This is a genomic window from Desulfobaculum sp. SPO524, from assembly GCF_044987625.1.
GTDB lineage: Bacteria > Desulfobacterota > Desulfovibrionia > Desulfovibrionales > Desulfovibrionaceae > Desulfobaculum.
Genome location: NZ_JBJDSB010000007.1, coordinates 44146 through 68101, shown reverse-complemented (window position 1 = coordinate 68101; position 23956 = coordinate 44146). Strand labels below are relative to the sequence as shown.

20 protein-coding genes are annotated in these 23956 nt (G+C 60.1%); 10 read left to right on the top strand and 10 right to left on the bottom strand.

All coding sequences use genetic code 11. From position 1 onward, the window contains the following. Positions 1-321: 321 nt before the first annotated feature. The 7 genes from ACI3L3_RS16510 to ACI3L3_RS16480 all read right to left on the bottom strand — a co-directional run bounded on the left by ACI3L3_RS16510 (position 322) and on the right by ACI3L3_RS16480 (position 10841). Positions 322-1359, bottom strand: a complete 1038-nt coding sequence (locus ACI3L3_RS16510) for an ABC transporter permease (protein WP_404846261.1) — start codon at positions 1357-1359, stop codon at positions 322-324. Next, a complete protein-coding gene (locus ACI3L3_RS16505) occupies positions 1359-2465 on the bottom strand; it encodes a microcin C ABC transporter permease YejB (protein WP_404846258.1) in 1107 nt (368 codons plus the stop codon). The genes ACI3L3_RS16510 and ACI3L3_RS16505 overlap by 1 nt, the downstream gene beginning before the upstream one ends. Next, positions 2462-4294: an extracellular solute-binding protein gene (locus tag ACI3L3_RS16500; protein ID WP_404846257.1), complete on the bottom strand. Its 1833-nt coding sequence runs from the start codon at positions 4292-4294 to the stop codon at positions 2462-2464. Before ACI3L3_RS16500 ends, ACI3L3_RS16505 begins: the two co-directional genes overlap by 4 nt. A 55-nt stretch (positions 4295-4349) precedes the next feature. Next, a complete protein-coding gene (locus ACI3L3_RS16495) occupies positions 4350-6416 on the bottom strand; it encodes a TonB-dependent hemoglobin/transferrin/lactoferrin family receptor (protein ID WP_404846256.1) in 2067 nt (688 codons plus the stop codon). A gap of 47 nt (positions 6417-6463) precedes the next feature. Next, positions 6464-7318 (bottom strand): hypothetical protein, encoded by an 855-nt coding sequence (locus ACI3L3_RS16490; protein WP_404846255.1) that lies wholly within the window; start codon positions 7316-7318, stop codon positions 6464-6466. Positions 7319-7548: 230 nt separating this feature from the next. Then, positions 7549-8892, bottom strand: a complete 1344-nt coding sequence (locus tag ACI3L3_RS16485) for a sigma 54-interacting transcriptional regulator (RefSeq protein WP_404846254.1) — start codon at positions 8890-8892, stop codon at positions 7549-7551. A 1091-nt stretch (positions 8893-9983) separates the two neighbouring features. Beyond that, the gene (locus ACI3L3_RS16480) at positions 9984-10841 is read right to left on the bottom strand and encodes an AraC family transcriptional regulator N-terminal domain-containing protein (protein WP_404846260.1); all 858 of its coding nucleotides are present in this window, start codon (positions 10839-10841) and stop codon (positions 9984-9986) included. Between the two features lie 209 nt (positions 10842-11050). On the opposite strand from ACI3L3_RS16480, the gene ACI3L3_RS16475 reads away from it, so the two are divergent. The 5 genes from ACI3L3_RS16475 (at position 11051) to ACI3L3_RS16455 (ending at position 15367) form a co-directional block, all read left to right on the top strand. Further along, a complete protein-coding gene (locus ACI3L3_RS16475) occupies positions 11051-12238 on the top strand; it encodes an iron-containing alcohol dehydrogenase (RefSeq protein ID WP_404846253.1) in 1188 nt (395 codons plus the stop codon). Positions 12239-12277: 39 nt separating this feature from the next. Further along, a complete protein-coding gene (locus ACI3L3_RS16470) occupies positions 12278-13315 on the top strand; it encodes an alpha/beta hydrolase (protein ID WP_404846252.1) in 1038 nt (345 codons plus the stop codon). A 129-nt stretch (positions 13316-13444) separates the two neighbouring features. After that, a complete protein-coding gene (locus ACI3L3_RS16465) occupies positions 13445-13858 on the top strand; it encodes a cupin domain-containing protein (RefSeq protein WP_404846251.1) in 414 nt (137 codons plus the stop codon). 107 nt (positions 13859-13965) lie between these two features. Next, a complete protein-coding gene (locus ACI3L3_RS16460; protein WP_404846250.1) occupies positions 13966-14715 on the top strand; it encodes a carboxymuconolactone decarboxylase family protein in 750 nt (249 codons plus the stop codon). Positions 14716-14878: 163 nt separating this feature from the next. Then, entirely contained in the window at positions 14879-15367 is a 489-nt protein-coding gene (locus ACI3L3_RS16455) for a GNAT family N-acetyltransferase (protein WP_404846249.1), read from the top strand. Positions 15368-15549: 182 nt separating this feature from the next. Here the strand turns inward: ACI3L3_RS16455 and ACI3L3_RS16450 are convergent, their stop codons facing one another. The 3 genes from ACI3L3_RS16450 to ACI3L3_RS16440 form a co-directional block, all read right to left on the bottom strand. Beyond that, positions 15550-16398 carry a glycine betaine ABC transporter substrate-binding protein gene (locus ACI3L3_RS16450; RefSeq protein WP_404846248.1) on the bottom strand — a complete coding sequence of 283 codons (849 nt, stop codon included), beginning with the start codon at positions 16396-16398 and terminating at the stop codon, positions 15550-15552. 122 nt (positions 16399-16520) lie between these two features. Further along, on the bottom strand, positions 16521-17864 hold the full coding sequence (locus ACI3L3_RS16445; protein ID WP_404846247.1) for a radical SAM protein: 1344 nt from the start codon (positions 17862-17864) through the stop codon (positions 16521-16523). Between the two features lie 92 nt (positions 17865-17956). Then, on the bottom strand, positions 17957-19213 hold the full coding sequence (locus ACI3L3_RS16440) for a M24 family metallopeptidase (protein WP_404846246.1): 1257 nt from the start codon (positions 19211-19213) through the stop codon (positions 17957-17959). A 201-nt stretch (positions 19214-19414) separates the two neighbouring features. Here ACI3L3_RS16440 and ACI3L3_RS16435 point away from each other — a divergent pair, with 201 nt between their 5' ends. From ACI3L3_RS16435 to ACI3L3_RS16415, 5 genes are all read left to right on the top strand, one after another. Further along, complete coding sequence (locus ACI3L3_RS16435; RefSeq protein WP_404846245.1) at positions 19415-20305, top strand: LysR family transcriptional regulator; 891 nt, start codon at positions 19415-19417, stop codon at positions 20303-20305. A 117-nt stretch (positions 20306-20422) separates the two neighbouring features. After that, complete coding sequence (locus ACI3L3_RS16430) at positions 20423-20890, top strand: CreA family protein (RefSeq protein ID WP_404846244.1); 468 nt, start codon at positions 20423-20425, stop codon at positions 20888-20890. A gap of 188 nt (positions 20891-21078) precedes the next feature. Continuing rightward, a complete protein-coding gene (locus tag ACI3L3_RS16425) occupies positions 21079-21912 on the top strand; it encodes a methyltransferase domain-containing protein (protein ID WP_404846243.1) in 834 nt (277 codons plus the stop codon). 245 nt (positions 21913-22157) lie between these two features. Continuing rightward, entirely contained in the window at positions 22158-23153 is a 996-nt protein-coding gene (locus tag ACI3L3_RS16420) for an amidoligase family protein (RefSeq protein WP_404846242.1), read from the top strand. Between the two features lie 2 nt (positions 23154-23155). Next, the gene (locus ACI3L3_RS16415) at positions 23156-23923 is read left to right on the top strand and encodes a gamma-glutamyl-gamma-aminobutyrate hydrolase family protein (RefSeq protein ID WP_404846241.1); all 768 of its coding nucleotides are present in this window, start codon (positions 23156-23158) and stop codon (positions 23921-23923) included. Positions 23924-23956: the final 33 nt, after the last annotated feature.

The window sequence follows — 23956 nt, the reverse complement described above, 5'->3', positions numbered from 1 at the left end:
CCCCAGCCGAAATCCCCCGCTTAATACAGTGCGGGAGTACAAAGCCGTCCGAAACCGGACTGAAAGGCGGCGTACACAATGTACTCAACCTCTCCTTCTCCCTCACTCGTCAAGGCGACAGGTCTTCCTTCAACGGATGTCTTTCTCCAAAGTGTGCCCCTCCTGCATAAGTGTCTCACCAAAGAGGAGAGCTTTTTGGGCGCCGCACATTCGTATAAGGGATGAATATCTTGCGACAATTTCGATTCACTGAGCACCAGACTTCCCGGCTTCTGCACGAGGCCGAGAACGGGATTTCCGTGACCGAACACTGTCGCAGGATCACCCATTGTTTACGCTCCCCGGATCAAACGCATCCCGCACCGCCTCCCCGACGAAGACCAACAGCATAAGCAGGCCGCCGAGCACGGCGAAGGCGGAGAGGCCTATCCAGGGGGCGTGGATGTTGGCTTTGCCTTGGGCGAGCAGTTCGCCGAGGGCGGGGGAGTCTGGAGGGAGGCCGAAGCCGAGGAAGTCGAGGGACGTGAGGGTAGTGATGGAGCTGTTCAGGATGAACGGCAGGAAGGTGATTGTCGCCACCATGGCGTTTGGCAGGATGTGGCGGAACATGATGCGCGCGTCCGAGACGCCGAGCGCCCGCGCGGCTTGGATGTAACTGAGATTTCGGCCCTTCAGAAATTCCGCCCGCACCACGTCCACGAGACCCATCCAGCTAAAGAGCAGCATGATGCCAAGCAGCATCCAGAACGTTGGCTCAACAAAGCTCGCCAAGATGATGAGCAAATAGGTCAGAGGCATTCCGCCCCAGACTTCCATAAAGCGCTGTCCCGCGATATCCAGCCACCCACCATAGTACCCAAGCAGCGCTCCCACGCAGATTCCGATCACGGCGCCAAAGCCCCCTAGGGCCAGCCCAAAGAGCACAGACAGGCGGAAGCCGTAAAGAAGCCGGGCAAAGACGTCGCGCCCGCTGTCGTCGGTTCCAAGCAGGTTCTCCCGTGACGGCGGGGCCGGAAACGGTTCTGCTACAGTGCGGTTGATGGTTTGGTAGTCATAGCGCACCGGCGGCCACAGCATCCAGCCATCGTGCTCAATAAGCTGCTGCACTGCTGGGTCGCGGTAGTTCGCCGGAGTGGCCAAGGCGCCGCCATAGGCGGTCTCCGGCTGCGGGCTGACAATGGGCACGTGAATTTCGTCCTTGTAGATGACAAGAAGCGGTACGTCGTTGGCGATGAGTTCCGCGCAGAGGCTTACGGCAAAGAGCGTCAGGAAGATGCCAAGGGCCCACTTCCCGCGTGAATTTCTTTTGAATTTCGCCCAGCGGGCCGCCTGTATGGGACTCAACTCGAATCGAAACATCATGAGCCTCTGGAATTGACCGCGCTAAAATCAATACGCGGGTCGACGAATGTATAGGTGATGTCGCTCACCAGCTTGATGACCAGCCCAAGCAGGGTTGAGATATAGAGCGTGGCGAACATGAGGGGGTAGTCGCGCTGCATGGTGGCCGCAAAGCCCATCTGGCCCAGTCCGTCCAACGAGAAAATAACCTCGATAAGCAGGGAGCCGGTGAAGAACATGCTTATGAACGCCCCTGGGAATCCCGCGATGAAGATGAGCATGGCATTTCGGAAAACATGGCCATAAAGCACGCGGTTTTCAGTGAGTCCTTTGGCCCGCGCTGTCACCACATACTGCTTGCCGATTTCGTCCAGAAAGCAGTTGCGCGTCAGAAGTGTTGTCCCGGCAAAGCTGCCAATGACCATGGCCAGCACCGGCAGCGTCATGTGCCATGCGTAGTCTACAACCTTTGCCGCAAGGCTCATGTCGTCAAATCCAGGCGACACCAGCCCGCGTAAGGGGAACAGATCCCAATAGCTCCCGCCCGCGAAGAGGATGACGAGCAGGATGGCAAAGAGAAACGTTGGCACGGCGCTGGCCGCCACCACGGCAAAGCTGGTCCATGCGTCAAAGGACGAGCCTGCGCGGATGGCCTTGCGGATGCCGAGTGGTACCGAGACGATATATGAAATGAGTGTGGTCCAGAGTCCGAGGGACAGCGACACAGGCAGCTTTTCACGCACCAGTTCAAGGATGGACTTGTCCCTGAACAGGCTGTCCCCAAACTCGAACCGCGCAAAACCGCTGAGCATCATCCAGTAACGCTCCAGCAGGGGTTTGTCGAAGCCGTAGTACCGCTTAATCCGCTGCTCCAGCTCTGGGTCCAGCCCCCCGTCTGAGCGGTAGGTCCCCATATTGTCCAGCGAGCTTTGCACGGTTTTGATTTCATCCTGCCCGCTTGCTCCCGCACGCTCTAAAAGAGAACGCTCCTCCCCCTGAATACGGGCTAACATCTGCTCCACCGGGCCACCGGGGCACAACTGAATCACAAAGAAATTCAGCGTTAAAATGATAAAAATTGTCGGCACAACAAGCGCGAGACGCTTGAGAAGATAGTGCATCATAAGCCGCCGCCCTCCTGCTCGGCGCTTTCGCACCACCACGTGTTGACCCCAAACGCATACCGAGGCAGACGCTCTGGGCGTTTCAATCCTTTCCAATACGCAATGCGGTAAACGTTGGATGCGCCGGTTGGAATCACATACTCACCCCATAAAAGAACGCGGTCCAACGCACGGCACGCCGCGACACGCTCGGTACGGTTGGGGGCGCTGATAATCGCGTCGACCAAAGCATCCACCGCCGGGTCGGCAAGACCGATGACATTTCGGCTACCCTCCATGTCTTTGGAACTGGAATGCCAGTAGAATCGAAGCTCGCGCCCCGGACTCAGAGTGTGCCCAAAGCCCATGGAAATCATATCGAAATCAAAGACTTTGCCCTTGCGCATATACATGGCGGTGTCCGCAACGAGGATGGAAAGCTCAATGCCAAGCCGCTCCAGATTGCGGGCAAAAGGAAGGGCCACGCGGCGTATGGACGCAGAGTCCGTCAGGAGTTGAAATCGAAAGGGCCGCCCGGAGTGCCCGTCCACAAGAACGCCGTCGCGAAGGACGTATCCTGCCTCTTTAAGAAGCTGGGCCGCGCGGAGCAGATTATGGCGGTTGAAGCCGTTCTCCTCTGCAACAGGAAATGTGTGCTCCGCCGTAAAGACTTCTTGAGGAAGTATGGCTCGAAACGGCTCCAAAAGACGCAGCTCCTCTGGCGACGGCAATCCCTTTGCGGCAAGCTCCGAGTTGGTGAAATAGCTTGTGGTGCGCGGGTAGGCGCTCCAATAGAGTTGTCGGTTGACCCATTCGTAGTCGAAGGCGAGGACAAGAGCACGCCGGACACGCCGGTCTTGAAACATGGGGCGGCGGGTGTTGAAAAACAGCCCTTGAATGCCTAGCGGCTGGGCATGGCGAAAACGCTCCATGACGATGTCGCCACGGTCAAAGGCTGGGCCGGTATACAGTGTCTTCCAGCTTTTGGCCGAGTGCTCCTCGCGGATGTCGTAGTGTCCGGCGCGAAAGGCCTCCAGCGCCACGGTGGCATCACGGAAATATTCATACCGGATTCTGTCGAAGTTATAGTGCCCGGCACAGACGGGGCGGTCTTTGGCCCAGTAGTCTTTGACCCGTTCGTAGACGATGTTCTCCCCCTGCGAATAGGACGCAATCCGGTAGGGACCACTTCCGACAATTGTCCCCATCATCGTATGCGCGCGGTCCTTCTCCTTCCAGAAATGCTCGGGGTAAATGGGCATCCTGCTGGCGATAAGGGCCACTTCCCTTTTCGCGCCAGGTGCGAACTCGTAGCGAACCCGCCGTTCATCAACAGCCTTCACAGCGGTAATGTCCGAAAAAAAGCGCTGCAGCGTGCTGCCAATATTCTCCATGGTCGCGGTGTAGGAAAAGACCACATCGCGCGCCGTGATCGGCGTTCCGTCATGAAAGCGCGCTTTGGGATGGATGGTGAATTCTATCCATGAGCCATCATCGGGGATGATGATGCTGTCCGCCACAAGGCAATACTGCGTAAAGGGTTCGTCGAGAGACGTTGTCGTCAGGCTGTCATGAAGGAGTCCAAAGCCCGAAGGGAGTTCGCCTTTGGGCGTGAAGGGATTCATGCTTGTAAACGTGCCTATGGCATGCATACGCACCTCGCCCCCCTTTGGCGCCTGTGGGTTGGCGTAAGAAAAGTGCGTGAAGTCCGCGGGCAGTTCAGGCGCATCGGCAAGGGTTAACGCATGGGTTATGGTTATGCCTTGTGTTGCCCATGCCTGATGCGCCGTAAGCGTGAATGCCGCAAGCGCCACTGCGGCGCAGCAGGATAAAACAAAACGGTACGTCACAAAAAACTCCAAAACCCCGGCCTGCCGCTTTGCAGCAGGCCGGGGCGCTATAGTCCTAAAACTCGTAGGAAACAGCGGCCTTGATGTTCTGGCCAACGTCGTACCCGCCCGCAGAATTGCGGTAACGGACGTCAAACAGGTTATCCACGCCAAGATCGACACGGAATCCGTCAAGGTCCGCAATGCGTGGCGTCCATGTCAGCCCTATGCCGTGAACGGTGTAGGGATTGTAGACGATGGTATCGTCGCTAAACATGCTGGACGTCTTGTACGTGCCCACAAATCGGGACTTCCAAAAAACGTTCAGGTTATGCTGTGGCACGTCGTACCCTGCCCGCAGGGAGAGCTTTTCCGGGCTGCCGCCAACACGGTCGCCGGTGTCCTCGTCCCAGCCCAAGGTCTTGCCGTACGAGACGGAGAACGAGGCGTTTGCCACGGCATATTCTGCTTCAACCTCATAGCCGAAGCGGTGCGCGCTGTTGATATTGACGCTCTGGTGGTGAATTTCGCCCATGGGCGGCGTCGCGAAATCTTTGACCATCTGGGGAGCGATAAGGTCGTCCACATCCTCGCGGAAGTACGTCGCTTTCAGGTGGAACGGATCATTGTCGGTAAAGAGGCTCTCAAAGCCCATGTTGAAGCCCATTTCCCACGTTTCCGCCGTTTCCGGCTCAAGGTCGGGATTGGGCAGCACCCGAATCGTGACCGGCGGCATAACATGATCCATGGCAAAATAGATTTCATCCAGAGACGGCGGTCGGTAGGACTGTGCATAGGTGCCGTAGACCGACAGCCACGGGAGCACCTTCACCTGCGCGGTGAACTTAGGCGTCACCTTGCTGTCCTCCTGATCATCCGCAACGCCAGAGTCGGACACACGGCTGTATGAGGTGAAGCGAAGCGCAGGGATAAGAGTCACGCGGTCAAAGAGTGTTATCTCATCCTGCACAAACAGACCAAAGTCCTCAGCCGTGGCATCGGGCCGCGACGGGTCTGGCTTGCCGAAGTCCGTGCCTTCCTGATGGTCTTGGTAGTAGTCCACGCCATACGTGACAGCGTTGTGCACGACATCGCCCATGCTAAAGCGCGACGTGTTCTGCAAACTGCCACCGTAAGAAGAGAATTCATCCTCCAGCTCACGCATGTCATTGATAAACTCATTGGTGCGCCACTCGCTCTGCAGGGTGGCGCGCAGGTCCACCCACTGCGAATCGTCGGGGCGAAGCTCATAGGTACCGAGGAGGCGGTGCTGCTCTTCGGTATGCGTGCTTATGTCACGGCTTTGAGCAAAGCGTCCCTGCGAATAGTTATAGGACGCAGACAGATACTGGCTGTCCGTCGGGCTGGCCGAGACCTTCAACATGCCGGAACGCGAGTGGCCGTTGCGGTAGGCTGTATCCTTGGTGGGTGAGGGATTCGTTGTGTGGATATCGCCAAAATCGCGGTAGACACCTTGGCCAAGCACATCCCACATCCCCTGTCTGCCATAGAGCGCAGCGGAACTGGCAGTCTGGCTTAAGCCAGACTGATAGCCAGTCTTGAAGCGCGCACCAAAGTTCTCGCCCGGTTCCAAAAGGTCCGAGGCGTCCTTTGTCCGCACCGAAATGACGCCCCCAATGCCCCCGCTCCCGTGCAGGACAGAAGATGGTCCGCGCAGCACTTCCACTTCCTTGAGCATTTCGGGGTCCACAATTAACGGAGAATGACCAATGCCGGACTGCGAGGAATAGTTTTGCCGCGCGCCATCAATTTTAAAAAGAGTCTGGTCGGCATCCAGTCCGCGCAGCGAGGGTTTTTGAATAAACGGATTTGTAGGGTCCGAAAATTCAACGTTCGGCATCCCCTCTAAAATATCGCGCAGAGTCCGGGCCTGCTCCTGTTCAATGCGCTCAAGACCATACCCGACAACTGAAGCTGGTGCGTCCGCCGCGCTGCGCTCCGTGCGGGTGGCGGATATGACCATACGGTCAAGCGTTGCTGTCGGGATGGTGGCGTTTTCTTGCGCCGCGTCTGCTGCGCTCTTTCCTGTGGGCGGCGTGTCGCCTGATGCCATGGCCGATCCGGCTGCGATAAGCACAGCCAGCATGAATGCCGCCATCGTGGCGGTAAATTTGGACGTCATATTCCCTATCTCCTTACGAATGTCCGAGAAAGAAAAGTCCTCTACCGTTATCGCGACAGCGCCTCTTTCCAGAGACGGAACGTCTCAGGAAAACGCAGAGGCTCTGCGCTGCAACAGTGAGGCAGGGAATACACTTCGTACTGCTTGAGTGCGGGAACGGCGTCGCGCAAGTGAGGATTGGCGGCCACAGCATCACGCAGAGCGCGTTGCCCGACCAAGGGGTCTCCCGTTAGGACGATTGTATCCGGACGCATGGCTTCAAGATCCAGCGGTTCCTGTATGATTTGAATGCCATCCATAACGATTTCCGTATCTGGCGAAACTTGCGCCGCTCCGGCATTCTCACACCCGAGGGGGGCAAGAATGGTCTTATCAAGATGGCACCCCGGGGTTTCGAGCAGAAGATAGCGCTCCGGACGCTGCGGATTGGTGATGCCAAGCAGCACGAGCACCCGTCGGCCTAATATGGGCTGGTCCGCGTACACGGATTCCATGTCGCGTTCATAGGCTACAGCCAGTTTCTCGGCCGCCTTCTCGCGCCCGAAAACGCGTCCGGCCTCGCGTATGGCGTGAGGCACTCCCTTTGTGAAGTCGATAATCTCGACATTCAGCCCATTCTCCCGAAGCTCCGGAGCAATACTTGCGGGGTTGGGGTCGCTGTCGGTGTGGGCAATGACCACGGATGAAATGTTCATGCGGCGGTAGGCGGAATAGAGCAGCTTTCGCTTGGGCCCCATCACGCACAGGATGCATTCCAACTGCTTGGCAAAGGGAAAGGCAGTCTCCACCATGGGCATCTGGCCGCCAATCATTCCCTTGGCGTAGCAGCCAAGCGCCCGCGCCACGTCGGCAACATTATCGCCAATAAATATAGAATCACAGAGTGTTGGGCCTGTAGACATTGTTCCTCCTGAATGCTCTTGCAATGATTTTGATTTTCATAATCAGCAAACAGCGTGCCAGAAGGCAATGCGCAAAAAACAAGCACAGGCAAGGGTTTTGAGACGATGGAAGACGAACGGGACGGCCCAGATTGGGAACTTTTCTTCCCGTTTTCCACGCGAAAGAGCTTCCAACCCATGCCAGCCCAGCGCTCTCAGCATGTGGGGCCAATCCACCCCATGATGGGGCGCTATTCTCCCGTTTTCCCCTTTCGCTTCAGAGAGTAGCGCTGCATCTTATCGTAGAGAGTGCGGCGGTCGATGCCGAGGCGGCGTGCAACGGCTGTGCGTTTCCAGCCACTGGCATCCAACTCCTTGCGCAGGATGTCCTTTTCCACAGCGCCAAGGCGGGACTTCAGGGTGCCGTAGGTGGGCGGCTCCTGCGGATGTTGGTCGGGAAGGCTTTGCTCTGGGCCCAAAAGCTCCGCAGGAAGCTCGCCAAGGGTGGCGTAGCGCATGGCCACGTTGCGCAGTTCACGGACATTGCCTGGCCACGGGTAATCCATAAGCCGGGTCAACGCCTTGCCCGGAATGGGCTGGGTGCATTCGGCTTGCTCAAGAAAATGCCCGAGAAGAAGGGGAACATCCTCCCGCCGTTCGCGCAGCGGGGGAATGGTGAGGGGCAGAATGTTGATACGGTAGTAAAAATCGCGGCGCATGGCTCCCTTGGCGACCATCTCGGCAAGATTGCGGTTGGTGGCCGCGACGATGCGGATATCCGGCGTCAGCACCCGCGCGTCACCAACAGGAGAAAAACCGCCGCCCTCAATGGCGCGCAGAAGTTTCACTTGTATGGGCTGGGGAATCTCACCAACTTCATCAAGGAAAAGCGTTCCCCCGTCAGCCTGCTCAAGAAGCCCGGCGTGGGAACGGTCCGCACCGGAAAAGGCCCCCTTGCGGTGGCCGAAGAATTCGCTTTCCATCAAGCACTCGGGGATGGCGCCACAGTTCACGGCGATGAATGGCCGGTGTGCCCGCGCGCTTGCGGTATGCAGGGCGCGGGCGGCAAGTTCCTTGCCTGAGCCGGATTCGCCCTGAATCAACACACACTCCGAAGACGTGGCGGCCTTACGAATGGTTGCGATGACTTCCCGTATGCCACGCGATCGCCCAATAATGCCCAGTTCCACAAACTCACCAGCCGCCGTGGTCGGTTCCTGATTGGCGGCGCTATCCACCAGCGCCTCAAGCGCTGACGCCTCAAACAGCACACCTTCGATATGGGCAAGATTTCCATCCACATCATACACGCCGCGCCCTGTGTCGATGACATAGACGTCCTGCCCTTCGTCCGTCCGCAAGAGGTACCGAAAGGCATATGACGCCCGGCGGCGCTCGGCATCGGCGATGGTGGCTCGGTAGCGCTCCACGTCGCGTGGGTGGACCATCTCCTCAAAGGACAACGGCACCCCATCCATCAGGTGCGCCGCATGGGTCCGCAAAAGGGGCAAATAGCCATCATCCACATGGAGCAGCGTAAAATCAGGCGCGGGAGCGCGTTTATACCCGGTGCCCCGGACACCAGATGCAGGCACGACACAGCTCGCATCCCGCGCACCGGGACGCCCTGCCAGTGAGACGGGGCGGTAGAAGCTCGCGGTCAGGCGCTGGCCCCCAAGCATGAGCGAAAAACTTTTCGCAAGAAGTGGTGCGGCGTCATGATCCTGCAGCGGAGAGAGGACATCAACGCACCATCCGTCGGCCCCAAGCCGCCTTTGCGCCTTGCGTGAAAGTGGCGCGTGGTGCTGCCCAAGGTGCGGAAACGGACGCGGCGCCGTGCTGGCCATCTGAAGCAGGGAATTCTGCTTTGTCCCAGGGACAATGCACACAATTGGCGCCCCGCCGCCATCATGCAAAACGCCCCGCTCCCCAAAGACGCCGAGCAGCCCTGCAAGGCGCGCGGCGCTGGCATGAACGCACGTCCGAGGCGCGGAAGCATGTTCCAAAAGAAGAAGCACGCCGGTGGACCGAAACGCCGCAAGCCCGCACCGAACACTTTGAAACCGCCAACACGCCGCCCCAATGCGGAATGTCGTCGCATAAGCCGAAACAGTGTGAGACAAGGCAACATGACGCCGAAGCGCCGGATAATCGCCTAAGGCATCGTCAATGGACGCCCCTACGCTCAGCGCCTCGCTCAATCCTTTGGGGAGCCGCTCCGGTCCGGCGATATGCCGGACAAGGCCGTCCATATCCATGTACACAGCCCCAAAACTACAGGGCCACAGGGCGCCCCCGGGCGGACTTGGATGAGAGGGAAAAACAGTGTTCTGCATGAGGTGGTACCGATTGCGCGTTTACAATTTGAAAATGACTTTGAATTTCTTTCTCAAATACGCGTCAATAGGCAATTCCGGCGCGGATGTCCAGTGGAGGGCACACGGGCGCGCCGCCGCAGCCGGCTTCCCGGCGCTCACTCTTCTGGCGGCATCAGGCGGCACCGGACAAGGCCTCCCAGCTTCCATGGGGTGGAGCATGGCTCCGCCCCGTCTTTTTTCCCTCGTGCTGGCCGGGGCCATACATCCCCCCCTTCCGCCACAGCACACGCAAAACGCCCTGAGACATTCTGTAACGTCTCAGGGCGTTTTGCGTCCAGCTCCAGTGGCCCCCTTCCTGCGGGGAGGGCTTACACGGCGGAGCGCATTTCGCGCATCAGCTCCGCGGGGCTTTGCCCGAAGTGGCGCTTAAACTCGCGGCTAAACTGCGAGGTGCTTTCATACCCCACAGCGTCGGCGGCAAGGTAGGCCTTCATATTCTGCTGCACAATAAGGTCGCGCGCACGGCTCAGGCGGATTTTCTTCAGGTAGCGCAGGGGCGAGTCCGCAGTGATGTCCTTAAAGGCCTTATGAAAGGCCGAGACACTCATATGCGCCGAGTCCGCCATTTCCTGCACGTTGATTTTTTTGGCGTAGTTGCCTTCCAGCAGGGTAATCACCCGCGCCACCTGCGAGTAGGTGTTGCCGCCCTTGGCAAGGGAATACAGCACCGGGGCTTGGCTGCCGCACAGGGCGCGGTAGTACATTTCGCGCACCAGCCCCGGCCCGAGGATGCGGGCCTCCCGCTCTGTGCGTAGCGTCCGCAGGAGCTTCACCGCCGCGTCCTTCATGTCCTTATCCATGGCGGAGGGACCAATACCCAACGGCGACTCGCCGCCGCCAAGCTCGATGGAGCCGGGGCGCTCGTCCATCTGGGTTATCAGATCATTGAGCTGAGCCATGTCGAGGTCAATATACAGCCCAAGGAGCGGGTCACGCTCACCGGGGAAGGACTCGCACTCAAAGGGCATGGCCACGGATGTGACAAGATAGTTGTCCGCGTCGTAGCGGAAAAACACCCCGCCGAGCGTTCCTTCCTTATGCCCCGACGCCACGATGCAAATTCCAGGATTGTACAACATTGGCCTGCGCCTAACGTGCTGGGTATCTTTAAAAAAACGTACGCCCGGCAGATGTGATTCAACGGCGCCGCCGTCGTTTGTTGCCATTTCATAAAGCAATTCGACAAGTTCTGACATATGGCCTCCCTCCTTGAGTCTGCTCATCCTCCAGACACCACTTTGCGCCGCAGTTCAAGCCTCTCGCGCCATCCAGAGAGGATTGGGCAAACTTTTGAGAGAAATGTGTGTTCAATCCCACGGGGGATGCCCGTAAAAATGACTCCATCGAACACACGAAAAAGCACAAGGAGTGGGGAATGAATTTCGAATTTCACAATCCGACTCGAATCATTTTTGGCGCGGGCAATCTGGCCCGGCTTGGCGGGGTCGCCCGCGAATACGGCGCAAAGGCCCTCATTGTCACCGGCGGCGGCAGCGTGAAGAAAAGCGGTGCGTTTGACCGCGCAGTGCAAAGCCTTACGGCCGCAGGTGTGGCCTATGCCGAGTGCGACGGCGTGGAGCCGAACCCGCGCATCACCTCCGTTATCCGCGGCGCGCAGACCGCCCGCAGCCAGGGCTGCGACGTCATCATCGCCATCGGCGGCGGCAGCGTTATGGACGCGGCAAAAGTCATCGCCGCCGCCACGTTCTACGACGGCAACCCGTGGGATATGATTCACCATGGGCAGGCGGATGTCCACGTTCCAGACAAGGCCCTGCCCATTATCACAGTACCGACACTGGCGGCCACAGGGTCCGAGACCAACTGCGGCGCGGTGATTACCAACGAGGAAACGAAGGTCAAATCCTTCATCCAAAATCCCCTGCTCTCCCCCAAAGCCGCCATCATGGACCCCGAGCTTACCGTCAGCGTGCCGCGCAACCAGACGGCCTACGGCGTGTGCGACCTCATCACCCACGTGACCGAAGCCTACTTCAACGGCATCGACAGCACTCCCCTGCAGGACCGCTTTGCCGAGGGCGTCATCCTCACCGCCATGCAGTGGGGCCCCAAAGCCATCGCCGACGGCGCGGATATTGAAGCGCGCACGCACATCCAGTGGGCTGCCGCTGTGGCGCTCAACGGCTGGGTGCAGGTGGGCACCAACGGCGCCTACCCCGTGCATATGCTGGAGCACACCCTGTCCGGCCATCATGACGTCACCCACGCGGCGGGCCTGTCGGTCATCAACCCCGCGTGGATGCGCTTTGCGGCCAAGACAAACACGCCAAAGTTCGTCCAGTTTGCCCAGCGCATCTTTGGCCTGACGGCAACCTCGGAGAATGATGTGTCCTGCGCGCTGGAGGGGATTGACCGTTTCGAAGCATTCCTGCGCTCCATCGACTGCCCGACCCGGCTGAGCGAACTGGGCATCGACGACGCCCTTTTGGAGACCTACGCCCGCGACACGCTGCAAATCATCCACGATGAAGACGGCAACCTGCCCGGACGCCCGCCCATGAGCGTCGCGGACATCGTTTCGATATTCCGGTCCGCCTTGTAGGCGCACGGCCACGCACCACAGCCCATGCAGGAGGACGCCATGCGCGCCGCATCACTGCTCGCCGGAAAAGGAGCGGCCCTGTTGCCGGTTCTGCTTCTGGTCCTTTTCACAACCATGGCCCATGCGGAGGACATCATGACCTGGGACAAAACGTACGCACAAAGTAGTAACGTCATCCACGAGAAGGTGGAATTTCATAACCGGTTTGGCATCTTCATCGCCGCCGACATGTTCAAGCCCAAGGACTTCGACCCGTCAAAGGGCTACCCCGCCATCATCGTTGGCACGCCCTATGGCGGCGTGAAGGAGCAAGGCGCGGGCATCTACGCCCAGACCATGGCGGAGCGCGGCTTCGTCACCATCGCCTTTGATGAATCCTACAACGGCGAGAGCGGCGGCTTTCCGCGCCAGACCTCATCCGTTGAAGGCTTCGTCGAGGACTTCCACGCCGCCGTGGACTTTATGGGAACCCGCCCCTACGTGGACCGCGAGCGCATTGGCGTCATCGGCATTTGCGGCAGCGGCGGCTTTGCCCTCAGCGCGGCGCAGGTCGACAGGCGCATCAAGGCCGTGGCGACGGTCAGCATGTATGACATGAGCCGCGTGAAGGCCAATGGCTGGATGGACTCATGGACCGAAGCGGAGCGAAACGCCTACCTCGACGAACTCGGCGAGCAGCGCTGGCGGGAATACGCCGGCGGCGAGGTCAAAACACTGGGCCTGCCGGAGACCATAGACGAGAATACCGACCCCATCACCCGCGAGTTCTACGGCTACTACAAGACGGAGCGCGGCCAGCACCGCCGCTCGTCCACGCACTTCACCATGACCAGCGACATGGCCTTCATGAACTACAAGCTGCTTGACCGCATTGCGTCCATCTCGCCCCGGCCCATTTTGTTCATCATCGGCGAAAATGCGCACTCCCGCTACTTCAGCGAGGATGCCTTCAAACAGGCCAACCAGCCCAAAGAACGTGTAGTCGTCCCCGGCGCCAACCACGTGGACCTGTACGACAAGGTGGACAAAATTCCCTTCGACACGCTGGAAGACTTCTTCACTACGGCCCTCAAATAACCACACGCGGCAACATGGCGTATACTGCGCCTGTGTTTGCTCAGCAGGCGCCGGGAAAATCCCGCAAGGCCCTGCTCATGCACCAAAGAGAATCACAAAAGAAATAACCCAAAGCCCACGGAGGCCATTATGAGTCATTCCTTCAACGGTGAAGGCATCTTTCCCACAGGCAGCAAAAATGACGCCTACGCCAAGTACTTCACCGGCACCAGCTACCTTGAAATGCTCTCGACAGAGGGTGTGGTCATCGGCAACGTGACCTTTGAACCGGGGTGTCGCAACTGGTGGCACATCCACCACAAGGGTGGCCAAATCCTGCTCGTGACGGGTGGCCGCGGCTGGTATCAGGAAGCCGGAAAACCCGCCCGTGAGCTGCGCCCCGGCGATGTGGTGCACATTGCGCCCGAGGTCAAGCACTGGCACGGCGCGGCCAAGGATTCGTGGTTTGCCCACGTGGCGGTGGAAGTCCCCGCCGAAGGCGGCTCCAACGAATGGGTCGAACCTGTCAGCGACGAGGAGTATGACGCACTGGACGCGCGCTAGGCACGGGGCGCCCCCTCCACAGCCCCCCCTTCCAGACGCACCACCCCAAAGCGCCCACACGGCGCGGACAACCACCAACACTCTGCCTGCAATGCACGGAGGCCGATATGACCATAAGGACGTCCGCATTTGCCATCATTGCCCTTGTTTTCACCTTCGGCCTTGCATCCGCAGCGGAGGCAACCATGACCACAGACCGCACCCCGGAACCAGCCCTTGATGCCCAGCAGCAGGCCATCGTCACCATTGCCGCCTTTACCGCCAGTGGTGACACGAACCGGCTGACCCCGGCCCTCAGCGACGGGCTGGACTCCGGGCTGACCATCAACGAAATCAAAGAAATCCTTGTCCAGCTGTATGCCTACACGGGCTTTCCCCGCAGCCTCAACGCCCTTGGCGCGTTCATGAACCTGACGCAGGAGCGAAAGGCCAAAGGCATTCTGGACGCGGAGGGCAAAGAGGCCTCGCCCCTGCCCGCCGACATGGACCGCGACGCCTACGGCGCCCGCGTCCGCGCGGACCTTGCCGGGCAAAAGGACATCCCCACAACCCTTGCGCCCTACCAAGAGTTCACGCCCATTATTGATACGTTCCTCAAGGAGCACCTGTTTGCCGACATCTTCGCCCGCGATGTGCTGACGCATCAGCAGCGCGAACTGGCGACCATCGCCGCCCTGGCAAATATGACCGGCACCGAGGGGCAGCTCTTCTTCCACTTTGGCGCGGCCATGAACACAGGCCTGACCGCCACGCAGATGCACGAGTTCATCTCCGTGCTGGACGCCAAAGTGGACAAGGACCAGGCCCGCAGCGCGCAGGCGGTGCTGGCCAAAGTCCTGGCCCAGCGAAGCACCTAGGCTCCACACGCGCCGCGCCCGCCACCGTGTCCGCCGCAGGACTCATGCCCGCGTCGGTCCGCAGCACTGCGGGCCGACACCCCCACCGAAAACCCTTCGGTATTGCGCGCATTTGGGGTAAAGTCGGCTTGCACAAACAGCCGATGCACACAGGAGATGCGCCATGCATATTTGCGAAATCCCCCCGTCAGACGCGCCCCGCTCACTCCTTCTGCTGGCGGACCCGTCCGAGGACAAACTCGCGTCCTATCTGCCGCAGTCGCGGTGCTTCATCGCCCTGCCAGAAGATTCGGACCCGGAAGTCTTGCGAAATGCCGCCTCGGGCCAAGATGCCCTTGGCGCATGCGCGGTGCAGCCCTTAGCGGATGGCGGATATGAGCTCATGAGCATTGCCGTCGCCCCGGAGCATCAACGGCGCGGCATCGGCTCCCAGTTGTTGCAGCATGTCATCGGCGTCTTCCGCTACAGCGGCGCCCCGCGGCTGGAGGTGGGCACCGGGAGCTTTGGCTACCAGCTTGCGTTCTACCAGCGCCACGGCTTTCGGGTAACGGCCATCGACCGGGATTTCTTTGTCACCCACTACCCCCAGCCCATCTTTGAAGACGGCATCCAGCTTCGGGACATGCTGCGCCTTACGCTGGAACTGCCCTAGTCCGCCCAGAAGCCCCGCCCGGCGCCCCTTGGGCCACCGCGTGCTTGCCCATCCCCCACGCATAAAAAAACTCCCCAGACAGTAATCTGTCCGGGGAGCCTCGCTCTGGCCGTATGCGCACCTGCCAATGCAGATGCTGGCGGCGTGCGGCGCGGCGCTCTCGCCGGCGCACGCTGCGCCCGTTATTTGAACCAGGAGTCGACCAATTCCGAATTGGCCTCAATCCACTTGGCCGCGCCCTCTTCGGGGTCGCCGGTGCGCTCGATGGTGGCAATGAGTTCTCCAAGGGTGCTATCAGTCATGAACCACGAGTTCATCCAGCCCAGAACCTCGCCAAAGTCCTTGTCGAAGCCCTTTCTGGTGATGAAGAAAATGTCGTCGCCTTCACCGTAGACGTTCTTCGGATCCTTCAGGTACTTGAGGTCAAACTTGGCAAAGGCGCTGTGCGGGTTCCACAGGGTCACCACCACGTTCTTTTTGGCCTCGTACGCGGCCTTCAAAACGCCCAGCATAGCCGGTTCCGAGCTTTCCACAAAGTCGTACTCAAGGCCGTATTCCTTCAGGGCACCGCGGGTCATCTCGTTCAGGCTGGAGCCGGAATCAATGCCGATGATTTCGCCGTCGAACATCTCTTTGTTTTCGGCAAGGTCGGCCAGCGAGTCGATGTCCACATAGGAGGGGACCACCAGCCCAAGGCTCGCGCCCTTGTACCAGGCATTCTGGATGTCAAAATCCTTGCCGTAGCGGTCCACAAGAGGCTTATCGGAATTGGGCAGCCACACTTCCAGCCCAACGTCCAGCGAGGCATTGGCCACGGCGCTGTACATAACGCCATTGCCCACCTGCGTCAGCACAACGTCATAACCGCGCTGTTCCAGCAAAATCTTCCACATGTTGGAAACCGCGACATTCTCGGCCCAGTTGTTCACGCCAAACCGAATCGTCTTATCCTGCGCATTGGCATGCTGCGGAAAAATGGACAACACACAAACCATGGCGACGAGCGCGCAAATTCCTTTCAGCCTCTTCATACATTCACTCCTTGTCTTGGTTTTGCCTTTTGATGGGGGGCCCAATTTTTCCCCACGTTCCACGGACACAGCGTCCTCATAATTCTGGCAGGGCGTCCGCCCAATGCTCAAAAAATCTCACTCTACAGCCGTTGAATCAGGTACAAATACAGCGGCAAGCGGCTCCACGTTTTCAGTTGCTTCAGTTCAAACAGCGTGCGCGCTGACGGCGGGCTCAGACACAGGGGCGACATATACACCGTCCCTTTCACCTGCGCCGGCCCACCAGCCGCACCGACCAACTCCAAAAACGCCGGGATATGCCCCTGCGGCAAGGCCTCGTCAAAAACGAAGTTCGCCGTGCATTCAATGGACGCATGCCGCGCATTCAGCTCCTGCATGCGTTCAAAACAGCGGGCGACCTGCGCGCTGCGCAGCGGTTTGCCGATGAAGTCCAGCGCCAGCTGGTCCACGGATTCCAGCCCCACGTTGATGTACACCGAGGCCCCGCAGCTCCCAAGGCGGTCAAAAAACGCGTCGTCCTTCGCCAGCAGCGACGTCACACTGCCAAAGAGGAACACGCTCGCGCCCTGCATGTAGGACCGGTCAATCCCCAGCCGCTCCCGCGCCTGACCGATTGCCCACAAGATTGTGTCGTCATCGGCGGCAAGGGCGTCATGGTCGCCAAGAAACACCGCGTTGTAATTGACAAGGTCGCGCCCATACAGCGCCGCAAGCTGATCCAACTGGCTCGTTATGTCCGCCCGCGACCGGGTGCGGAAGGGCATGGTGTTTTTCACCGTGCAGAACCGGCATTTATACAGGCAGCCCTGCGAGATATTTAGCGGAATCACGTTGTAGTCCACATGCCGCGCATCCGGCGGCAGAACCGACGCGCGCCCGCCACAGGCCGCAAACAAGCGCTCGGCCTTCTGGCGCAGCCGCTGCGGGGTCTTGCCCGCCGCGCGGCTCAGAAACTCGCGAAACTGCCGCGGCAGATCGTTGGCCGCACGCCGCACGGCCTGCACTTCTTCAAACCAGCCGTCCACCAGCCCCTGTACCGCAGGCATGGCAAAGGGGTCGGAGCCAAGGATGGCGTTGGACGCGTACGGCAGGTTCGGCAGATAGTATTCGCCGAAGGTCTTGAACACCTCGCTGTACGGCTCTGGAATTCGGAAGGATACCTGCGCGGGGAACGGCGATTCCGTCAGCGTTTCCCACGAGCCGCCGTAGCCACCGGTGGAGTAGTACACCCAGTCGTCCCCGGCGGTGCGCCGGAGGTATTCAAGGTCGCTCGGCCATGCGCCGCCGCGGCCTTCGGCCCGGACAATGTCGCCCTCAAGGTTGAACACCAGCCGCGCCGTGGGGGTTTCCACCTCGTTATACAGCCCGTAGGTCACGGGTCGGCGCTGTTTGACGTAGGCGTTCTCGCCCCGCCTGTTCAGTGTGATGCGCAGGTCGCCGCGTTCCAGTACTTGCGTGTCCAACCTTTGTATTTCTGGCTTCTGGGTTTCTGGCCTCTGCGCTTCCGGCATCTGACTCTTTACCGCTTCGTCATGCATTGTGCCGCCCGGCCTTGCTACTTGAGCAGTTCGTCTTCAAAGGGATAATGCGTCAGCAGCGTGGTGCCGTGCTCGGTCACCAGCAACTGTTCCTCCAGCTTCACGCCCTCGCGGCCGCCCTGCTCACCAATGTAGGACTCCACACACAGCGTCATATTCGGCTGGATAACGCCGTCGTATCCCGCGTCCGGAAAGTCCGCGCGGTGGTACAGGTAGGGATATTCGCCGGACATGCCCACGCCGTGGGCGGACAGGTAATAGCGATTGGCGTGGTACTTTTCCGGAATGTCCCACGCCTTCTCGGCGTACTCGCGAAAGGTCATACCCGGTTTGATGATGCCAATATTGTGCTGAATCTGCTCGTAGGCCACCTTGTACAGCGTGCGCTGCTCCTCGGTGGGGGCGTCCGGTCCGGCGTGGAATGTGCGCGAAAAGTCGGAATAGTAGCCATGGCAGCCCACGACATCGGTATCAAAGCCGATGAGTTCATTCTCGCCGATGACCTTGTTGGCCGACTCCTGAAACCACGGGTTGGTGCGCGCGCCGGAGCTGAGCAAGCGGGTTTCCACATAGTCGCCGTTCAGGGCAATGATTTCCTGATGCATCACGGACCAGAGCTGATTTTCCGTAATGCCGGGGCGGATGGCGCCGCGCATTTTGCCTGTGGCCTGCTCCGTGGCCTGCAGCGAGGCGATAACGCACTTCAGCTCCTCGTCGGATTTGATGCAGCGCGCCATTTCCACCGGCTCCTGCGCGTCCACAATGGGGACGCCCTGCCGCGCCATTTCAATGGCGACACCGGCGTTCATCCGCTCCAGCCCAACGCGCAGGTCCGGCCCGACCAGCTCGCGCATAAGCGCTATCATCTTCTGCGCCCACTGCGCCTCGCGCTCGCGGATGTGCGGCCCGGCGGCCACGAAGCTGGCTGTCTCGGCGGGGCGGACTTCATCAATGGTTTCCAGCCCGTCAGCAAGGTGCTCGCACCCCGTAAATTCAAACAGAATGCTCCTGTGCTCCGTCAGCAGCAGGTAGCGCGAAGGCGCATTGCGGGCGGAAAACACCTGCATATTTCTGGCGCCGGTGGCGTAGCGGATGTTTACCGCGTCCGACAGAATCAGCGCATTGACGTTGTATCGCTTCATTTCGCGGCGCACGGAGGCCAGCCGGTACTGACGCACCGCCTTCAGGTCAATGCCCGCGCTCTCGGGCGCGACATCAACGAGTTCCGGCCAGTTCATATACTGATTCTCCGTGTGCCATTCTATAAGAGCCATGTGTGTCTTCTCCCGGTGTATCGCTCAGCGCGGGGCTGCTTCGCCCCGGCGTTGTGTGCTGTGAACGAGGAGAACCTATACGCCAAGAACCTGCCTGCACAGTGAGAACCTATCCGAAAAACGTATAGGTCATAGACAACGCCCGCCCGCGCGCGTACGTTGCCCGCAGACCTCCCCCGGGAGCACGGAGGAAAATGCATTATGATTTCATTCAATTTCACGCACCTGCAATGCTTTGCCGCTGCGGCGGAGACGGGGTCGTTTTCGGCGGCGGGGCGTCGCCTTGGCAAGGCGCAGTCCGGCGTCAGCACGGCTGTGGCCAATCTAGAAATCGACCTTGGCACCCAGCTCTTCGACAGAAGCCGCAAGTACCTTCGCCTCACCAAAGAAGGCGAAGCCCTGCTACGCGACGCCCAAAGCGTCATCCGCGGCGCGGAGCGGCTGGAGGACCGTGCGCTCTCCTTCTGCGCGGAGGAAGACACGCACATCCGCATCGCCCTTGATGAAGCCCTGTATCCGGACTTCATCGAACACGTGCTTGGTCCTTTTGAAGCCCGCTTTCCCTTTACGGAACTGGACCTGCTGACGGGCATCTTCAACGATGTTGAGGACTATGTGGCGTCCGGCATGGCGGACATCGGGCTTGTGGTGAGTGCGGGCATCCCCAAACGGCTGGAGACCTACACCCTGCTCTCGTACCTGCCTTTTCAGGCCGCGGCGTCCGCCACCCATCCCCTTACCCGCAAGGAAGGGGTCACCCTCGGCAACCTTGAGGACGAGCGCCAACTCGTGGTCACCAGCCGCGCGGCGGAAAAGGACACCGAGGTCACGCACTTCAGCCAAAAGCGTTGGCTGGTGGACAGCTACGCCACGTGCGCCGCCCTTGTGGAGCGCCGCCTGGGCTGGGCCTTTTTCCCGGCCAGCATCCTCGCCACCGTGATGGCGGAGCGCAACATCGTCCCCATTTCGCTGGAGCTGGAACTGCGCGAGCATGCCTCGCCGCTGTACCTCATCCGCTCGCCGCACAAGACCTTGGGCAAGGCCGGGCAGTGGCTCCTGCGCGAGCTTGGGGACTTCCATAAAACGCCCTAGCGCCACGCGGCCACCCGCCCGCACAATTTGACACCACGGCCCGATTGCCCCAGAACAACACAGTCTTCATCCGGCACGGCTCCCTGCCGTCCACCGTCCTATAACCCAAGAGGCATCATGCGTATCCGCCACATTTGTGTTTTGACCCTGCTTCTTCTGCTTTGCGCCGCGCCCAGCTTCGCAAGCGACGCCCGCGTTGTCGGCGAAGTCTCCACGGAATGGAAAATGCTCGGCCCCGACCACACCATCAAGATTTTCTCCTTTGACGACCCGGACATCCCGCAGGTGACCTGCTACCTGTCCCGCGCCATGAAGGGCGGCATCAAGGGCGCCTTTGGCGTGGCAGAGGACAAAGCCAGCTCGTCCATCACCTGCGTGCTGACGGGCAAGGTTGACGAAGCAAAACTCCGCAAGCTGAAACAAGGCGAAGAGGTCTTCTCCCAGCGCGCGTCGTTCATCTTTAAAAGCATCAAGGTGGTGCGGTTTATCGACTTTGAAAAAGGCGTCATCACCTACCTGACCTACAGCCGCAAGGTCATCAGCGGCTCCCACAAAAACTCCGTTGCCGCCGTCTGCTACAAGTAGCGCCCGGCGCGCCGCGCCCATACAAAAAGCCCCCATCTTGGGGGCTTTTTGTATGGTGCACCACGCGTGTGCGGGGTTCGCGCATTGCCAACCCGGTATATAACTTGCTTGCTCTTCCTCACGCGGCGCGCCCGTCAGTTTCCCGTCCATATTGCGCATCCGCAAACACACAAGTCCAGTGAGGAACCATGTCCGCCCTGCACCCTGATTACCATATTCATCTGGCAACACAGGCCCTCAAGGCCCACGACGCCACGACGGCCTACGCACACCTCAAAACCGCCCAAGTCCTCGCCCCGGACGCCGTAGACCACGCCCTGCTCCAGCGCCTGCACGCCAACGAAGCCACACGGAAAACCATGCCTCTTCCTACCTATGTCCGTTTGGAACGTGCGGCGCAGGTTATCCGGGACCTCCACGATGCGGACAATGACGAATTCTCCGTCCTTGATATTGGCGGGGGCAAGGGGCTGCTGTCCCACTTCCTTGGCAATGCCGACTATATGCTGTGCGAGCCGCAGGAAAATACGCTTTTGGCGCACACGGTGCAGCAACTGGGGCGAACCTTTGACTTTGTCGTCTCCGTCCATGTTCTGGAGCATGTCCCTGCTGCAGACCGGGCCCAATTTCTGGCGGACCTCCTTGCCCTTGCTGGACAGGCCGTTATCCTCATTGTCCCCATTGCGGTAGAAGGGTTCGACAAGAACGAAGTTGAACGCCTGATTTACAAACACAGGGGCGCTCCATGGGCCAAGGAGCACCTTGAATGCGGACTCCCCTCCCGCGAAAGCATCCTTAAACTGGGCGAACACGTTGGCGCGCAGGTCCACGAATATCCCGGGGCAGATGGGCTGGCGAGCATGCTGGGCTTTTTCTTCGATGATTTGGGAGCACTTTCCCGGAACCCTGCCGTTACCGCATATTTCAAGGATGTTGACGCCTTTTTCAAAAACAACACCCATTTGTTTCAAGCCTCCGTCCCTACTGGTGATCACATCTTCGTCTTCACCAAAGACGCCTAAAGACGGACAGACGTCGCAATCACCTCCGCATATCAAAAAGCCCCTCCTTGAGGGGCTTTTTCCGTCCCACCGCGTCAACGGCGCCCCCCGATGGACGCGCCGACCTACAAAGGCCAGTGGCTGGCGGCTTTTTCCCGCCCGGTTGCGTCCTGCCGGGATTCATGTGTATGTCTAGGTGATTCCATGTTCTTGGCGCGCCACGCGCCAAGGGCAACACGCAGACAACACCGACAGGACATACACATATGACACAAATGCCCATGCCCCCCGTCACCACAACGCAGGACAACGCCCTGCGCCGGGTGGGTTTTGAATACGAGATGGCAGGACTCACCCCCGACACCGCCGCCGACTGCATCATCAGGCTGTTCGGCGGCCGCAAGGTGGAGCGCAATCCCTTTGACATCACCGTCACGGACACGCCTTACGGCGACTTCGCCACGGAGATGGACGCCACGCTCCTCAAGAACCAAAAGTACAAGACCATCCTTGAGACAATGGGCCTCGACATTTCGAAGTTCATCGACGAGGACAGGCTGGACCATCTGGTGCTGGAGACCTCGCAGAACATTGTGCCGTGCGAGATAGCCACCCCGCCCCTGCCGCTGGACAAGCTGCACGTGGCCGAAGATTTGCGCCAAGCCCTGCACGAACAGGACGCCAAGGGCACCAAGGCATCCATCCTCTACGCCTTTGGCTTTCAGATGAATCCCGAAATGCCGGAAGTCACCACCGAGGCGGCCCTGCGCTATCTGCGCGCCTTCCTGCTCCTTGAGGACTGGATGAAGGAAACGCTGAACGTGGACCTTACGCGCCGCATGACGCCCTTTGTGGATTCCTTCCCCGAGGACTACAAGGCGCTGGTTCTGCGCCCGGACTATGCCCCGGACCTCCAGCACCTCGTGGTGGATTACCTGACGCACAACCCCACGCGAAACCGCACCCTCGACATGCTGCCGCTGTTCTGCTTTATGGACCGCTCCATCCTGGAGGCGGCAACGCTGGACATGCACCTCATCAAAGCACGCCCCGCCCTGCACTACCGCCTGCCCAACTGCCTCATCGACGATCCAACGTGGACCGTGGCGGCGGAGTGGGACATGTGGCTACACGTGGAACGCCTCGCCAGTGACGAAAAGCGCCTTAGCGAAATGGCCGAAGCCTTCATGCACCTGCACGGCACGCCCCTCAGCGCGCTGACCCGGCCATGGGCCGCACATGTGCGGGAGATGATGGAGTAGCCATGCGCCCGACTGTTTGGGTCACGGCCCCGCGCCGAGGCGGCTTGGGGCCGTGGCTGTTTACATGGCTCTGCCTGCGGCTTGCCGGAGCGCGTCCCATTCGGGTCGTGCCCGGCGGGCCGTTGCCGGACGCGCCCATGGACGCGCTGGTCATCAGCGGCGGCGCGGACGTGGACCCAAGCCTCTACGGCGAACAGCCCGCCCCGCCCCCGCATGTGGCCCCGCACCACAGGCGCTACTGGGGCACACGGCTGCTGCTTTCGCCGTTTATCTACATCCTGCGGCGGCTTCTCAGCCTCAAACGCTCCACCTCCTCCGGCAAGGACCGCGACGAGCTGGAAACGCGGCTGCTCCACCGCGCCGAGGACCTGCGCTGTCCGGTGCTGGGCATCTGCCGCGGCGCGCAGCTACTCAACGTCTTCCACGGCGGCACCCTGCACCGCGACCTCGAAGCCTTCTATACGGAGACGGTACAGATGCGCACCATCCTGCCGCGCAAATCCGTCACCGTGGACCACACCACACTGCTCTACCGCCTTGTATCCTCCCGCCACCTGTGGGTGAACGCCCTGCACAAACAGGCGGTGGACAAGCTGGGGGAGGGCATCCGCGTGTGCGCGCGCGAGGACAGCGGCGTCATCCAAGGCGTGGAGCACACCGGACGCGACTTTGTCCTCGGCGTGCAGTGGCATCCTGAATTTCTCTACCACCTGCGCGCCCACCGGGGCATCTGGCGCGGGCTGGTCCGCGCCGCAAAAAAAGAGGGATAGCCGTCTCCGGCCATCCCTCTTCACTTTCATCTC